The organism is Mycobacterium sp. IDUB_19, assembly GCF_055419445.1.
Genome location: NZ_JBVAXR010000043.1, coordinates 20,858 through 34,996, shown reverse-complemented (window position 1 = coordinate 34,996; position 14,139 = coordinate 20,858). Strand labels below are relative to the sequence as shown.

At 63.1% G+C, this 14,139-nt stretch carries 17 protein-coding genes and 1 tRNA gene; 6 read left to right on the top strand and 12 right to left on the bottom strand.

Annotated features, from left to right (window positions below; all coding sequences use genetic code 11):
* Positions 1–37: 37 nt before the first annotated feature.
* Complete coding sequence (locus tag ACZY0B_RS23760) at positions 38–1,111, bottom strand: GGDEF domain-containing protein (RefSeq protein ID WP_463766680.1); 1,074 nt, start codon at positions 1,109–1,111, stop codon at positions 38–40.
* Positions 1,112–1,334: 223 nt separating this feature from the next.
* Here ACZY0B_RS23760 and ACZY0B_RS23755 point away from each other — a divergent pair, with 223 nt between their 5' ends.
* Entirely contained in the window at positions 1,335–1,649 is a 315-nt protein-coding gene (locus ACZY0B_RS23755; protein WP_463766679.1) for a hypothetical protein, read from the top strand.
* Positions 1,650–1,652: 3 nt separating this feature from the next.
* Here ACZY0B_RS23755 and ACZY0B_RS23750 read toward each other — a convergent pair whose 3' ends face one another.
* The 3 genes from ACZY0B_RS23750 to ACZY0B_RS23740 all read right to left on the bottom strand — a co-directional run bounded on the left by ACZY0B_RS23750 (position 1,653) and on the right by ACZY0B_RS23740 (position 3,589).
* Positions 1,653–1,892 carry a hypothetical protein gene (locus ACZY0B_RS23750; RefSeq protein ID WP_463766678.1) on the bottom strand — a complete coding sequence of 80 codons (240 nt, stop codon included), beginning with the start codon at positions 1,890–1,892 and terminating at the stop codon, positions 1,653–1,655.
* Positions 1,893–1,996: 104 nt separating this feature from the next.
* Positions 1,997–2,836, bottom strand: coding sequence for a mycofactocin-coupled SDR family oxidoreductase (locus ACZY0B_RS23745; RefSeq protein ID WP_463766677.1), 840 nt, complete (start codon positions 2,834–2,836; stop codon positions 1,997–1,999).
* A 207-nt stretch (positions 2,837–3,043) separates the two neighbouring features.
* Positions 3,044–3,589: a TetR/AcrR family transcriptional regulator gene (locus tag ACZY0B_RS23740; protein ID WP_463766686.1), complete on the bottom strand. Its 546-nt coding sequence runs from the start codon at positions 3,587–3,589 to the stop codon at positions 3,044–3,046.
* 234 nt (positions 3,590–3,823) lie between these two features.
* Here ACZY0B_RS23740 and ACZY0B_RS23735 point away from each other — a divergent pair, with 234 nt between their 5' ends.
* The 3 genes from ACZY0B_RS23735 to ACZY0B_RS23725 are packed head-to-tail and all read left to right on the top strand — an operon-like array spanning position 3,824 to position 6,855.
* Complete coding sequence (locus tag ACZY0B_RS23735) at positions 3,824–4,024, top strand: ferredoxin (protein ID WP_463766685.1); 201 nt, start codon at positions 3,824–3,826, stop codon at positions 4,022–4,024.
* A 52-nt stretch (positions 4,025–4,076) separates the two neighbouring features.
* A complete protein-coding gene (locus ACZY0B_RS23730; protein ID WP_463766676.1) occupies positions 4,077–5,357 on the top strand; it encodes a cytochrome P450 in 1,281 nt (426 codons plus the stop codon).
* Positions 5,358–5,400: 43 nt separating this feature from the next.
* Positions 5,401–6,855, top strand: coding sequence for an aldehyde dehydrogenase family protein (locus tag ACZY0B_RS23725; protein WP_463766675.1), 1,455 nt, complete (start codon positions 5,401–5,403; stop codon positions 6,853–6,855).
* A 79-nt stretch (positions 6,856–6,934) separates the two neighbouring features.
* On the opposite strand, the gene ACZY0B_RS23720 is transcribed toward ACZY0B_RS23725, so the two are convergent.
* From ACZY0B_RS23720 to ACZY0B_RS23700, 5 genes are read right to left on the bottom strand one after another with little or no spacing between them, the layout of a single operon-like run.
* Complete coding sequence (locus ACZY0B_RS23720) at positions 6,935–7,750, bottom strand: NAD(P)-dependent oxidoreductase (RefSeq protein WP_463766674.1); 816 nt, start codon at positions 7,748–7,750, stop codon at positions 6,935–6,937.
* Between the two features lie 55 nt (positions 7,751–7,805).
* Entirely contained in the window at positions 7,806–9,278 is a 1,473-nt protein-coding gene (locus ACZY0B_RS23715) for an aldehyde dehydrogenase family protein (protein ID WP_463766673.1), read from the bottom strand.
* A complete protein-coding gene (locus tag ACZY0B_RS23710) occupies positions 9,275–10,090 on the bottom strand; it encodes a carboxymuconolactone decarboxylase family protein (RefSeq protein ID WP_463766672.1) in 816 nt (271 codons plus the stop codon). Before ACZY0B_RS23710 ends, ACZY0B_RS23715 begins: the two co-directional genes overlap by 4 nt.
* A gap of 30 nt (positions 10,091–10,120) precedes the next feature.
* The gene (locus ACZY0B_RS23705; protein WP_463766671.1) at positions 10,121–10,957 is read right to left on the bottom strand and encodes a mycofactocin-coupled SDR family oxidoreductase; all 837 of its coding nucleotides are present in this window, start codon (positions 10,955–10,957) and stop codon (positions 10,121–10,123) included.
* A complete protein-coding gene (locus ACZY0B_RS23700; RefSeq protein ID WP_463766670.1) occupies positions 10,954–11,784 on the bottom strand; it encodes a mycofactocin-coupled SDR family oxidoreductase in 831 nt (276 codons plus the stop codon). The genes ACZY0B_RS23705 and ACZY0B_RS23700 overlap by 4 nt, the downstream gene beginning before the upstream one ends.
* A 100-nt stretch (positions 11,785–11,884) precedes the next feature.
* On the opposite strand from ACZY0B_RS23700, the gene ACZY0B_RS23695 reads away from it, so the two are divergent.
* Complete coding sequence (locus ACZY0B_RS23695; protein WP_463766669.1) at positions 11,885–12,550, top strand: TetR/AcrR family transcriptional regulator; 666 nt, start codon at positions 11,885–11,887, stop codon at positions 12,548–12,550.
* Complete coding sequence (locus ACZY0B_RS23690) at positions 12,547–12,834, top strand: carboxymuconolactone decarboxylase family protein (RefSeq protein WP_463766668.1); 288 nt, start codon at positions 12,547–12,549, stop codon at positions 12,832–12,834. The genes ACZY0B_RS23695 and ACZY0B_RS23690 overlap by 4 nt, the downstream gene beginning before the upstream one ends.
* 156 nt (positions 12,835–12,990) lie before the next feature.
* Here the strand turns inward: ACZY0B_RS23690 and ACZY0B_RS23685 are convergent.
* The 3 genes from ACZY0B_RS23685 to ACZY0B_RS23675 form a co-directional block, all read right to left on the bottom strand.
* A tRNA-Ser gene (locus ACZY0B_RS23685) sits at positions 12,991–13,080 on the bottom strand.
* Between the two features lie 29 nt (positions 13,081–13,109).
* Positions 13,110–13,568 carry a nucleoside deaminase gene (locus tag ACZY0B_RS23680; RefSeq protein WP_463766667.1) on the bottom strand — a complete coding sequence of 153 codons (459 nt, stop codon included), beginning with the start codon at positions 13,566–13,568 and terminating at the stop codon, positions 13,110–13,112.
* Positions 13,565–14,086, bottom strand: coding sequence for a tRNA adenosine deaminase-associated protein (locus tag ACZY0B_RS23675; protein WP_463766666.1), 522 nt, complete (start codon positions 14,084–14,086; stop codon positions 13,565–13,567). Before ACZY0B_RS23675 ends, ACZY0B_RS23680 begins: the two co-directional genes overlap by 4 nt.
* Positions 14,087–14,139 lie beyond the last annotated feature (53 nt).

Below are 14,139 nucleotides of genomic sequence, written 5' to 3'. Positions count from 1 at the left end.
GCGACTTCGCCGCTGATCCGGGCCGGGGCAAGCAGGCTCAGGCCACGACCGGGTGGTGGCGGATTTGATTTCCCCCATCCCGTTTGGCTTCGTACATGGCGTTGTCGGCGTGGGCAACCAACTGGCGAAACGCTTGGTCGGCCTGGTCCGTAACGATGGTGCGCAATGCCAGGGTGGCGATTCCGACGCTAGCGGTGACGGAGGCGTTGGTTGCGGCCACGGCGTCACAGAGCTGCCGACCCCACCCGGGCTTGTGTTCGGCTCTGACGATGTCGGCGATCAAGAATTCCTCGCCGCCGACGCGACCGACCACGGCGGTAGCGCCGCAGGCAGCGTTCAAGGCGCCGGCTACCGCGACGAGTGCCTTGTCGCCGGCGGCATGTCCGTGTGTGTCGTTGAGCTTTTTGAAGCGGTCCAAATCCACCATGGCCACCACCAAAAACATCTGGTTGGAGCCGACGAGCATCCGCCCGACGATGGCCCGATAGCAGGCTCGCCGATTCAGCAGGCCGGTCAGCGGGTCGCGGTTGGCGCTCAATAAATCAAGCCAGAGCGCGCGCACGACGATCTGGATGGCGAGCGGGACGATCACGTTGAGTTCCAGAACCAGAAAAAAGCCGGTAAAGGCCAGCATCGCTTGCCCCGCGACGGCCAGACGCACCCCTTGCCACGCCCCAATTACGCTGGCCAGCCAAAAGTTGAGCGCCATGTACTTGGCGGTGTGAAAGAACGCGATGTAGCCGCCGGTAACCGCCAGAGCCGAGCATGCCATCAATCCGACAAGCGGTTGGGGTTGCCACAAGCAGCCGACGCCGATCAGCACGCTGCCGCTCAGAATGAAGAAAAGGGACTGACGCCGAGTGGGCCACCCGCGCAACCAGAGCATCGCCATGCCCAGCCCCAGCACGGCAGCCAGGACCGAATACGCCAGCGCCACAGGCCGATACACCAGGGCATGGTTCAACCACACATTGGCCGGCACCAGCACCAACGAGGCGGCCACCCCAGCCAACAGCCTGCGAGTGTTTGCACCCAGCCCGTGGGCTTGCAAATAGCCTGTCAGCCAATCGAAATGGTCGGCCTGCCCCCACCATGCCGCCAACCACTTCATTGGTGCCCCTCCTACACTCACTTGCCCACGGACCACGCTGCCGGCGGGGGCCACGAGTGAGTTGGGTCACAGTAAATAGGATCGCGGGTTACAAATACCTCGAATCGACAAGAAAGCCGGCGGTGGATGGCGCATATGCCGCGCCTTCTCGCCGCTGCAACCTCACACGTGATCGATAACGATCGCCCAGCCTGCGGCTAGTAGCGAGGCGCAAAGATGAAGAATGACAACAGCCATCGACCACCGCGGGCATGCAACAACATCAGCCGACCGTCGGCGTCGACAAATCCGGACAATACAACTGATATTCGCCGGGGCCGCAACGATTGCGACACTCGCGCTATTCGACGTCGTGCGGCCCAGTGAAGCAGCGACCGTTGCCGCACCGGGGGCGGCGCGGCTGGTAAGCGGCGGATTCGCCGCAGACGACCCATCGAATCCCGGCTGGAATCCCCCGCCGATTCCGCAGAACTCCCAACCGGATCCGGGCTGGAATGCCGATCCGGGTTGGGATTTTCAGCCCTCCCCCGAGAACTAAACGTCAGCTCGAGGGTGTTGATGCACATAGTTGATCCCCACGGCGGTGAGAGCGCCGGACAGCTTCGTCTTCGATAGTCACTGGCTTGCGGCTCAGCGGTGTGAGTCGCACGTCGACGAGGACTCGCACATCCTGTTCGAGTTTCTGTCCAACGACATCGCCGACGGTCTTCCCCTCGTAGCCGACGCTGACCAGTGTCCCCTCGGCGGTGTCGAATACGGCTGTGCTGTCAGACGTGCCCATGACTCCTCATGGTGCATCACGCGCCGGGAAGGGTGCGGTAATCCCCGGTCGCGCGATCCAACCGCACCACGGGTCAGAGGTCACGGCCGAGCTGAGGCAGGGACTTACTTCAGCATGCTCCCCGCATCGATGGTGACAGGAAGTCCTGTGATGTAACGAGATTCATCGGATGCCAGGAACAGCACCGCGTTACTGATATCCAGCGGCTCGACCCATCCGATCGGGAGAACATGCATGAACTGCGCGGCGACCTTGAGGTCATCTGGGCCGGGTTTTTCCAGATCGGGCCGAAACAGTTTCATCGTTCCGTCGTTCATGAACATTGGTGTGTTCACGTTGGTGGGGTGAACGGAGTTGACGCGGATGAAATGTCGGCCGAGTTCGACGGCAAAGCTGCGCATCAGGCCCACGACGCCGTGTTTGGCCGCGATGTAGTGACCGGTGTGCGGGTAGGCCTTGAGACCGCCAACCGAGCTGGTCAGAATGATCGATCCACCTTGCCCTTGGGAAATCAGTTGTGGAACACCGGCTTTGACGGTTTTCCAGACTCCCGAGAGGTTGACGTCGATCATGTCTTGCCAGTCGTCTTCGCTGGTCTTGTCCAGGGTCTGGCCGCCGTTGCCGATTCCAGCATTGGCGCAAATGATGTCCAAACGGCCCAGCTGCTCGACACCGCTGTTGACTGCCGTCTTGAGAGCATCGTAGTCGCGCACGTCGACCTCTGCGGTCACGATACGACGGTTGAGGCCCTTGATGAGGTCCGCGGTCTGGGCCAGGTCATCGGGTGTCGATGGCGCGATCTGGCTGCTGCTGCTGATGGGTTTGCAGATGTCAACCGCGATGATGTCGGCACCTTCTTGGGCTAGGCGCACCGCATGACTGCGTCCCTGGCCGCGGGCCGCGCCGGTGATAAACGCGACCTTGCCCTCGACTCGTCCGCCCATGATTGCACCTCACTGCTCCCAGAGGCCGGCTGCACTAGTGGTCCGGCCTGACACTGTTCACAACCAAACTATTTGGTCGATCGATCAGGAAGCGTGACATTGCTCCGGTGCGGTTGTCAACAGACGTCTGTAATAGCAGTCCAACATTGCTGTGCGCAGAACACAGTCATTCCCGCGCTGTGACGCCGCAAACTGGGGCCAGCAAGGCTATGTCGACGCGGGCGCAGCCGATTTCAGCAGGCCGATCTGGCGTTCAACGAATGCGCGCAACTCGTCGTGGCCTTGGGTGACGCCGACGGCATTCTCGTTGCACAGGCTGCGCGCGGTTTGCGCAATCAGCATCGAGATCACCACGGGCGGATACTCTTCGAGGTCGATGCCATTGGCGCGCAGCACCATCGTGACGGCCGCTGTCTCGATGTCGCGGACACGTTCGGCATACGCTTTGAGCTCGGCTCCAATTGTCTTGCGGTGGTTGGCTAATGCCATGAACTCGGCGTTGAGAGTCGTCAAGGCTGGGTCGCTGTTCATCAGCCAGAGCGCCCGGAGGGGATCGTCATCGGCGAGTAAGGCTCGCATCCGCACCAGCGCAGCCTCCGCGCCGGCGCGCAGCACGTCGCGGAACAGGTCGTCCATCGTCGGAAAGTAGTAGTAAACCAGGGCCTGCTTGACGCCTGCCTCGGCGGCCACCCGCCGTGACGTGGCCGCGGCATAGCCTTCTTCGCGCATGATCCGGGCGGTCGCCTCGATCAGCTTGCCGCGGGCCCCTGCATCACCGTTCCTCTTGCTGCGCGGAGTCGGCCCTGTGTTGGTCGGCTCCCGGTTGCTTGACCGGGCCGCGCGGGACGTGGTAGGCATACCGCATTCTAGCAATTTGTTCGATCGATCAGTTTTGAAGCCGCGAAATAGAGCAATACGGGATGGAGGGTCCATGCCGACCGCACCGAAGAGCGCCGACGGCATAGGTCGGCGACGATGACCGCACTTCTGCGCGTGCGGGTCGATCCCGGTCTGTGTGAGGCGCACGCCCTGTGCATCGAGATCGCCCCCGAAGTCTTCGATCTCGATGATGACATCGCGACCTGCGATGAGACGCCGGATGAGTCATTGCGCCCCAGAGTGGAAGCCGCCGTGGCCGCCTGTCCGCGTCAGGCCATCAGTGTGGCCCGGGAAGAAACGCCGGCATGATGTGCCCCGCTTATCGGCCTGGTTTCTTCGGCGCCGGAAAGGATCTGGACTAATGACCGATGTCGCTGACGTCGACTACTTCACCGATGCCGAGATCGCGCAAGAACCCTATGAATACTGGGATTATCTGCGCGGCCAGGGTCCGGTGTTCCGGGAGCCACACCACGGGGTGGTGGCCGTGACCGGCTACCAGGAAGTCCAGGCCGCGTTCAAGGATGTCGAATCGTTCTCGGCGGTCAACGCGATCGGCGGCCCATTCCCGCCGCTGCCGTTTACCCCCGAAGGCGATGACATCAGCGACCAGATCGAAGCCCACCGCCACCAGTTCCCGATCTTTGAGCACATGGTGGTCATGGACCCGCCCGAACACGAGAAGGCCCGTTCGCTGTTGGGGCGGCTGCTGACACCGCGGCGGCTGCAGGAAAACAAGGACTACATCTGGTACCTAGCGGACCGCCAGTTCGACGAGTTCATCGCCAACGGCCGCTGCGAGTTCCTGAGCGAGTACGGAAAGCCTTTTGCGACATTGGCGATTGCCGATCTACTCGGGGTTCCGCACGAGGACCGCGCCGAGATCCGTCGCAATCTCGGCGCGGGTAATGCACCCGGCGCCCGGGTGGGCGCCCTCGATCACGAGCCCGTGGGCAGCAACCCGTTGCAATATCTCGACGATCTCTTCAGCGGCTACATCGCCGAGCGGCGCCAACAGCCTCGCGACGACGTGCTCACCGGCCTGGCCACCGCGACCTACCCCGATGGCTCGACCCCACCGCTGTTGGAGGTGGTCCGCCCGGCCACCTTCTTGTTCGCAGCTGGACAGGAGACCGTGACCAAGCTGCTGAGTTCGGCGGTGCAGATCCTCGGTGATCAGCCCGAGCTACAAGAGCGTCTACGGGCTGACCGAGAGCTTGTCGGCTCGTTCATCGAAGAGGCACTGCGAATGCAGAGTCCGACCAAGGTCGACTTCCGGCTGGCGCGCAAGACCACCGCGCTGGGCGGGGTGCATATCCCGGCCGGCACGGTGCTCATGCTGTGCCTGGGCGCGGCCAACCGCGATCCGCGAAAGTTTGACAATCCCAATGAGTTTCGGATCGATCGAAAGAACGTGCGCGAGCACATCGCGTTCGGCCGCGGTATCCACACCTGCGCGGGTGCCCCACTTGCGCGGGTGGAAGGACAGATCACCATCAATCGCCTGCTTGACCGAACCCGCGACATCGTGATCAGTGCCGCCAAGCACGGGCCAACCTCCAACCGCCAGTACCGCTACGCGCCGACCTTTTTGCTGCGTGGGCTTACCGAGTTGCACATCGAATTCACCGCGGCGGACTGACCGCCGTCAGAGTAGCCAGAGATTTTGACCGAGAGGCTTTGCCATGACCGTGCAGTCCATCCTGGACGAGATCCGTCACCGGCCTGGGACCGGCGAGGTGATTCCGATCATCAATCCTGCGACCGAAGAGCAGATAACCGAATTCAGAGACGGCGGCGCGTCAGCGGTCGACCAGGCCGTCGCCAAGGCCCGGGCCAGCGTCGATGCGGGCACCTGGCGCGGGCTGCCCGGAAACGAGCGGGCGAAAGTCCTGTGGCGTGTAGCCGACTTGATCGATCAGCTCGCCGACGAACTCGCCCAGCTGGACTCACTGAATACCGGTATGCCCTACAAGCAGGCGTCGATGATCATGTCGACCAGCGCTGAAACGTTTCGCTATTACGCGGGGTGGTGCACGAAGGTCAACGGCATCGCCCACGACGTGCAACAGACCGGCGGCATCAGCGGCGTGCATTCGACGATGCACGCCTACACCCTCAAAGAGCCTTACGGTGTGGTCGGGCTGATATTCCCGTGGAATGGGCCGGTGTTCAACGCTTGTACCAAGCTCGCGCCTGCGCTCGCTGCCGGCTGCAGTTGTGTAGTCAAACCCGCCGAGGAAACCCCCCTCTCGGCGCTGCTGCTGGAAAAAATCCTTGCTGAAGCCGGGATTCCCGACGGCGTAGTCAATCTGGTGACCGGATACGGGCACACGGCTGGCGCGGCGATCACCGCTCACCCCGGTGTCGAGAAGGTCGCCTTCACCGGTTCGACCGAGGTCGGCAAACAGATCGTGCGGGCCGCCGGTGGCAACCTGAAAAGAGTCATGCTCGAACTCGGCGGGAAATCACCGGTGCTGATCTACGACGACGCTGACGTCGATACCGCGATCATGATGGCCGCAATGGGCATCTTCATCCACTCGGGTCAGGGCTGCATCAGCGGATCACGCATCTTCGCCCAGCAGAGTATCTATGAGCGGGTCGTCGAAGGCGTGGCGAACCTGGCGAACTCGGTCAAGCTGGGCGGCCCCGCTGACGACAACGCGCTCATCGGTCCCATTATCAGCGAAAGGCAGCTCAGCCGGGTGATGGGCTTCATCGACGAGGGCAAGCGCGATGGGGTGGAAGTCGTGACCGGCGGTAACCGGCTCGACCGTAGCGGCTACTTCGTTCACCCGACCGTGCTCACCGACGTCGACCCCGCTATGAGGCTTTATCAGCAGGAGATTTTCGGTCCCGTGGTCGCTGTCCTGCCTTTCGACGATGACGACGAAGTCGTAGCGCTGGCCAACAACTCCGACTACGGTCTGGCCGCCACCGCGTGGACCAAAGACATCAGCCGGGCGCACCGATTGGCCCAGCGCCTGCAGGCCGGCACCATAACCCTCAATTGCCAGATGGTGTTCGACCATTCGATGCCGTTCGGTGGACACAAGCAGTCCGGTTGGGGCTACGAATGGGGCCGCGAAGGTATCGAGAGCTTTATGCAAACCAAGACGGTGTACGCCCAACTCTGAGATGGACGGCCCGGCTCTCGCACGGTGCGGGTGAACCGTCGCCTCCACGAGAAGACCGGAGCCGCACCGGCGATGGCTCTCAGCGCGGGTATCCCATGAGGGCCAGCGCGGCGTCGGCCGCGTCGAGCACTGCACCCGCGTGTGCCGACGCTGAGTCGGTGAGATCGACAATCAGTCGCGCGTCTTTCTGCAATAGCGTTCCCGCGTATCCGCCAAGCTGGCCCAAACCGCCGGCACCCCTAATTGCGTTGAGCGCGAAGCTATTTCCGCTACTGGAGGCGACGACATCGGTCAGACGGTCCGGCGATACGCCGAGGGCCTTCGCGAGTGAAAGGGCGGTGGCCGCCGTTCCCAAGTTGGCGGTGAACATCAGATTGTTCAGTAGCTTCGCGACCTGCCCGGACCCCAATTCGCCAAGGTGCACGACTGGGTCGGCATAGGTTTGAAAGACCGGTCGGCAGCGCTCGACGACGGCGGCGTCCCCACCCACCATCACCAGGAGACACCCTTTGGACGCCGCACCACCGCCACCACTGACCGGCGCATCGACCACCGAGATACCCTGGACGCCAGCCTTTTTGGCCAATTCTCGGCAGGTGTTGGGGTGCACCGTGCTGTGCACCGCGATGACGCCGCCCGGTTTCAGGCCCGCCAGCAGCCCGTCCTGTCCATCAGCGAGTCCGCCGACATCGGCATCACCAACCACGCACAAGCAGACCAGATCGCTCTCGGCCGCGAGTTCAGCCGGGGACTCGGCGACGTGAGCCGCGGTGTCAGCAAACAAAGCAAGGGTTTCGGGTCTGCGCGCCCACAGCGTCGTCTGATAGCCATCCTCGATGATCCGGCGCGCCATCGGGCCACCCTGACTGCCTAGCCCGATGAATCCGACCCTCACGCGATTTCCCTTTGGCCCATAACGGTTGTGCGTTCGATACCGGTGGTCACGCCCATCACATACCGATGCGGATGTTTTTGGTCCGTTGAAATTCGCGCAGTCCATCGATGCCGCCGGTGCGCCCGAACCCACTTTGCTTGTAGCCGCCGTAGGGCCCTTGGGGTTCGATGTCGCTGAACTTGTTGACCCACACCGAGCCGGCTTCTAGTTGACGGGCGACGCGGTGGGCGCGATTGAGGTCGCGGGTGTGTATGAAAGCGTTCAGACCGTAGGGAGTGTCGTTGGCGATCCGCACCGCTTCGGTGTCATCGCTGAACCTGATAAGAGACACCACCGGTCCAAACGTTTCGGTTTGCGCGAGTTCCGACGAGTTCTCCACGTCTCCGAGAACGGTTGGTTCGATGTAGTAGCCGCAGGCAAGTTCGCCCCCGATGCGATGCCCGCCAATGAGAAGCTCACCGGCGCGGGTGCTGACGGCGTTGTCGATTGCCTGCAGTATCCGGCCGACGGCGGCCTGACTGACGACGGGTCCGAACGTCACCGAGGGATCGAACGGGTCGCCGATTGTCGCGGCGTTGACGGTAGCCAGGAATTTCTCCACGAAGGCGTCGTAGATCGACTCGTGCAACAGCAAACGGCTTGCACAAGCACAGCTTTGACCCGACTGCATCAGCGGGCCTTGGTGCGCGGAGATCATTGCGGCGGTGTCCAGGTCGGCGTCCGCGAAGACGATGTTGGCTGACTTTCCCCCGAGTTCAGCAACAACCGGGGTGAGGTTGATCGCGGCCGATTGCAGGACCTTGCGCGCCGTAGCACCACCACCGGTGAAATGGAGCTTGCCGATGCCGGGATGCTCCGCGAGCGCCTGCCCGCCGTCAGCCTGGGCGGGTACGACATTGACAAGTCCTGGTGGCAGGCCAGCTTCGACGCACAATTCGCCAAACCGCAAGGAGGCCAGCGGCGCCAGCTCGGATGGCTTGAAGATCACCGCGTTTCCCGCCGCCAACGCCGGGGCCACGCACGCGCCCGCGACAACCAGGGCACCGTTCCAGGGAGCGATGACGCCGACGACACCGTAGGGTTCACGCTCGACGAGATTGACATCGAACGACCCCGTGACCGGTGTGTTCGACCCGTGGGGTTTGTCAGCGTATCCGGCGAAGTAACGCAGGAACCGCTCCAAGAGCACCGAAGTCCCGGCCATAGAGACCGGAACCCCGTAGTCGTGGACGTTGAGCTCGCTGAGCTCGGTGAATTTCTCCTGCACAGCATCGGCCAGGTCGATGAGCAGATCCCGGCGGCGGTCCACGGTGAGCCCGACCCATTCCCGTTGAGCATCGCGCGCCGACGAGATGGCATCGTCGATCTCGGCCGGCCCGGCGAGCACGATCGTGGTATTCGGCTCGCCGGTAGCGGGATAGATATGGCTGTGAGTTGCGCCAGATGATGTGGTGATCCGGTCACCGCCCACCAGGAGACCGACCGGCCCACCGGGTGCGGCGGGCGGCACGGTCCCGATGGCGATCATGGGGCTTCCTGGGCTTCCGCCGCCCACTCATGGAGGACCCGCTGCTTCTGCTCGGTGATCACATCGCTGAGGTGGGAGGCTTTTGGCCATCCGTAGTAGGCCGCGAAATGTAGTGCCAGTTCGTCTATTTCGTCGAAAGATACATCGCGACACTTGAGTGCGGCATAGACATGGCTCAGGATCGGGATGTGTGCATCCTGAATCGCCACACACGCGACGGTAATTAGCCGCCGCTCTTTCATTCCGAGCCCGGGGCGCAGCCACATCTCGCCGAACACGAAGTTCAAAATGCCAGCCCCGGAATACGGGTTGTCCCGGATCGGTACGTAAGGCATGCAGTTGACGTCCCTGAACGACTGCTCTCCGGACAACAACCGGCGCTCCGGGTCGCTGGGTGTGACCAGCGGCAGCAGCGGTTCAGGCTCCGGTGCCGCCTCGCCGCGCTCGCGGTGGATGCGATCCCATTGTTCGTCGACGATCATGTTGAACAGCGATGCCTTCGGCCACCCGCCGTAAACCGCGAAATGTAATACGGTTTCCCGGATTTCAGTGATCGACACGTCACCGCTGTTGAGGGCTGCATAGACATGCTCGCGCAGCGGCTGTTCGGCGTCAGCGGCGGCCACGCAGGCGAGTGTGACGAAGCGCCGATCTCGTCTACTCAGAACAGGGCGAGACCAGATCTCGCCAAAGATGAAGTCGATCAGAGCGCTCGTGGTCGTGGGGCTTCGATCCTCGGGCGGATCGAAGGTCATCACCTCTGTGAATACGCGCCTACCGCGTTCGGAACGTTCGGTCTTGACTGCCGTCATCGTCTGGCCTTCTGCTCGAGATGCAGGCGTTCACCGCAGGGTGACGCCGGCGTCAACCTTGAACTCAAGTCCGGTCACAAATCTTGACTCATCGGACACTAGGAACAGCACTGCGTTGCTGATATCGATCGGCTCGGCCATCATGGCGGGCAAGGCGTTCAAGAAGATCGGGATCAAGTCCGAACGAGTCCCGGCCAGTATTTCCTGCATCGACTCCGGACGCATACCCGTCTCGACCCCGGTGGGATGGACGGTATTCACCCGAATACTCTGCGCCGCAAGCTCATTGGCTAGCGCCTTGCTCAGGCCGACAACCCCATGCTTGGAGGCCGTGTAGGGCAGGTGCAAAGGGGTGCCCTTAATGCCGGCGGAGGAGCTGATGAGAATCAAGCTGCCGCCCCGGTCGACCAGATGCGGCAGCGCCGCCGCACACGTGTTCCAGGTGCCGATGAGGTTGACGTCGAGCACCGTGCGCCACTGTTCGGATGTCGTTGAGTCCCACGTCCCGACGGTCAGCACACCGGCATTGGCCACCGCCGCATCCAACCCGCCCAGCTCTTTCACACCGTCTGCGACCGCCGCCGCCAGCGCGTCAGCGTCGCGGATATCGACGACCCGGGTGATGGTGCGGCGATCGTGTTTTTCGACCAGGCGGGCGGTCTCGTCGAGGTCTTCACGCGAGGCCAGCGGGTACTCCAACTCTGGCAGCGACGCGCAGATGTCGACGAGGATGAGGTCGGCGCCCTCCTCTGCCAATCGCACCGCATGACTGCGGCCCATTCCGCGCGCAGCCCCGGTCACCAATACACGTTTGCCCGCAACCCGTCCGTTCAAGCGAGCGTCGCCACGAATCGTGTTGGTCCTCATAGCTTGTTGCAAAAGCCGGCGTCGACCGGGAAGGTCACACCGGTCACATATTTGGCCTCGTCGGACACCAGGTAAGCGATAGCCGCGCTGATATCCGCCGGCTCGAGCATGTCGACGGGCAGCGGGTTTTGCAGATGTTCACCCGAGCCGGGGTAGTTCTCCAAGAACTCCGTCATCGCAGGGTTCACGGCCATCATGGTGTTGACCGCAGTTGGGTGCACCGTGTTAACGCGAATGTTGGCCGGCGCCAAGGCGTTCGCCAGCGTGCGCATCAGCCCGACGATGCCGTGCTTGGATGCCGAATAGCCCAACCCACCGCCTTGCAGGCCCCCAAAACCTTTCAGTCCTGCCGTGGAACTAGTGAAGATGATGACTCCGCCGCGGTTGCCAGACAGCAGATACGGGATCGCCGCCTGCGCGGCGTGATATGCGCCGTCAAGGTTGACCCCAACGGCAGCTTTCCACTGCGCTAGCTCTTCTTCGATGCTGAGCTCGCGGAAGGCCACTGGGGCGATTCCCGCGTTGGCCAGCACGATGTCGAGCCGCCCGAAGTGCTCGACACCAACGTCCACCGCCGTTTTGATTTGAGCGAAGTCGCGCACGTCCGCGATCGATCCCAGCATTTTGCCGCCCTCGGCCTCGACGAGATCGACCGTCTCGTCGAGTTCGGCTCGACTGGCCATCGGGTAGTGGTTGGCGGGGATATCTGCACAGATGTCCACGCCGATGATGCCGGCCCCCTCGCGCGCCAAGCGAATCGCGTGGCTGCGGCCCTGGCCACGTGCCACCCCTGTAATGAATGCGACCTTACCGTCCAGACGGCCCATCAGTCCTCGCTTCATTGCGCCTGCACGGCGACCTGTGCGCTAACAGTAACCGTGTTATCCCGAGTAGAGTAACTGCGTTACTCCTAGACGGCAAGGTGTTGTGGACAGTGACCCGCTCGTGACCCGCTCAGATGGCGCACATCGAAATGCAAGGCGGCCCGACGCCCGAATCCTGGACGCGGTCGTGCAGATCCTCGAAACGAAGGGTTATGACGCCGTCCAGTTGCGCGAAGTCGCCCGTGGCTCGCAGACGTCATTGACCACCATCTACAAGCACTACTCAAATCGTGATGAGCTGATCGCCGCAGCCGTGCAGATGTGGATGGACGAGCATCGATTCGCAAAGCTTTCAGGCCAGTCCCGTGAGCCCAACGAATCGCTCTACACCGGCCTTATGCGCGCGTTGCGCACCATATTTCTCCCTTGGGAGGAGCACCCGGACATGCTCACGGCCTACTTCCGCGCCCGGGCAGCACCGAGCGGGCAACAACTCGTTCGCCACGGCCTGGATATGGCTGTGCCCGCATTCTTCGAAGTGCTCGGCGACGTCGAAGACAGTTTCATCGCCGACCTCGACACCATCATTTCCACCCTGGTGTACGGGCTCTTGGGCCGCTTCACCGCGGGCGAGATCGCCGTCACCGGCATCCTTCCGATCCTTGACCGCGCGGTGTTCCGCCTGACGAGCGGATACGAAGCGCAGAGCGGACAAGCCGGGGGTCAGCGCACGACGAAAGCGAGTTTCAAGACCAGTGAAACACGTTGAGCTTCACCACTTTAGATTTAGAAGGTCGCATGCAAGGCGATGATCCGCAGCCGCAACACGCCACCGGTTTGTCGGCAAAAGATCGCAGCATGTTGAACATCGCCGCCGCCGCGGCTCTCCTGCGAACCGATGATCTGCGTCTCGAGATCAATAAAGGCCTAGCCAATGGCGTCACCGCAGACGAGGTCCGCGACATCCTCGGCCAAGTGGCACTACACGCTGACTCAAGCCTCGCGGACTGCGTCCGCATCGCCGAGCAGGTTCTCGTCGATCCTGGACATTAGCCGCAGCCGCCCGGGCGTCAGAGGGCCTGAGATCGATACTCCGCGCGGTTGGCCGGCGTTGAGAATGATCGACTACGGACGAGAGTCCGACCATTTCTTAGGGCCCCCCTTGTTGCGCAAAAGTTCACAACCACCTGCGATTCTCGCGGGTAGTTGTGGCGGTGGCGGAGGGATTTGAACCCTCGGACGGTTTTAGCCGTCACACGCTTTCGAGGCGTGCTCCTTAGGCCGCTCGGACACGCCACCGCCGAGCAGCTTACCCAAACAGTCGCCGCTCACCCCAATCGCTGGCGGGCGAAGAACTCCTCCAGCGGCGCGGCACACTCCTGCGCGAGCACACCGCCGCGCACCTCCGGTCGGTGATTGAGCCGGCGGTCGCGGACCACGTCCCACAGTGATCCGACGGCTCCGGTCTTGGGTTCCCACGCACCGAACACCAGCCGCGCGACGCGCGCCAGGACCAGGGCGCCCGCGCACATCGTGCAGGGTTCGACGGTGACGGCCAGCGTGGCTCCCTCCAGCCGCCACCCGTCGCCGAGCACCGTGGCCGCCGCGCGCATCGCCACGACCTCCGCGTGCGCGGTCGGATCACCAAGAGCCTCACGGGCATTCGCCGCCCGCGCAAGTTCGGTTCCGTCGGCGGCGACGATCACCGCGCCGATCGGCACATCGCGGGGGCCCGCCGTCGCGGCGGCCTCCAGCGCGGCCCGGATCAGATCTTCGTCGGTCCTCACCGACCGAGGCGGTCGATCACCGCCGACAGCTGGTCGGCGAAGCCCATCTCGCGGGCGATGCGGCCCAATTGCTCGTCGGCGTAGAGGTCGGACTCATCGAGGATGACGCCCAGCACCGCCTCGGGCAGCCCGATGTCGGATAGCAACCCGAGGTCGCCTTCTTCGAACGGATCCGCTTCCTCCAGGTCCTCGGGATCGATGTCGGCGTCCAGGTTGTCCAGAACTTCGGCGGCGATGTCGTAGTCCAGTGCCGCCGTCGCATCCGAGAGCAGTAGCCGGGTTCCCGACGGTGCGGGACGCACGATGACGAAGAATTCGTCGTCGATGTCGAGGAGCCCAAAGACCGCTCCCGCACTACGCAGTTCACGCAATTCTGTCTCGGCGGCAGCCAGGCTCGTCAGCGATTTGGGGGCCATCACAGAGCAACTCCATTGGCCCTCTTCGCGAACGACGGCGACGCCAAAGCCGTCCGGTGTGTCCACGGACGGGCCTTGCGTTGCGGCCCGCTCTCGTCCCATGGGCGCCTACGCTAGTCGCTGACCAGGCCGCTTGACCAGAAGGCGCACACCAG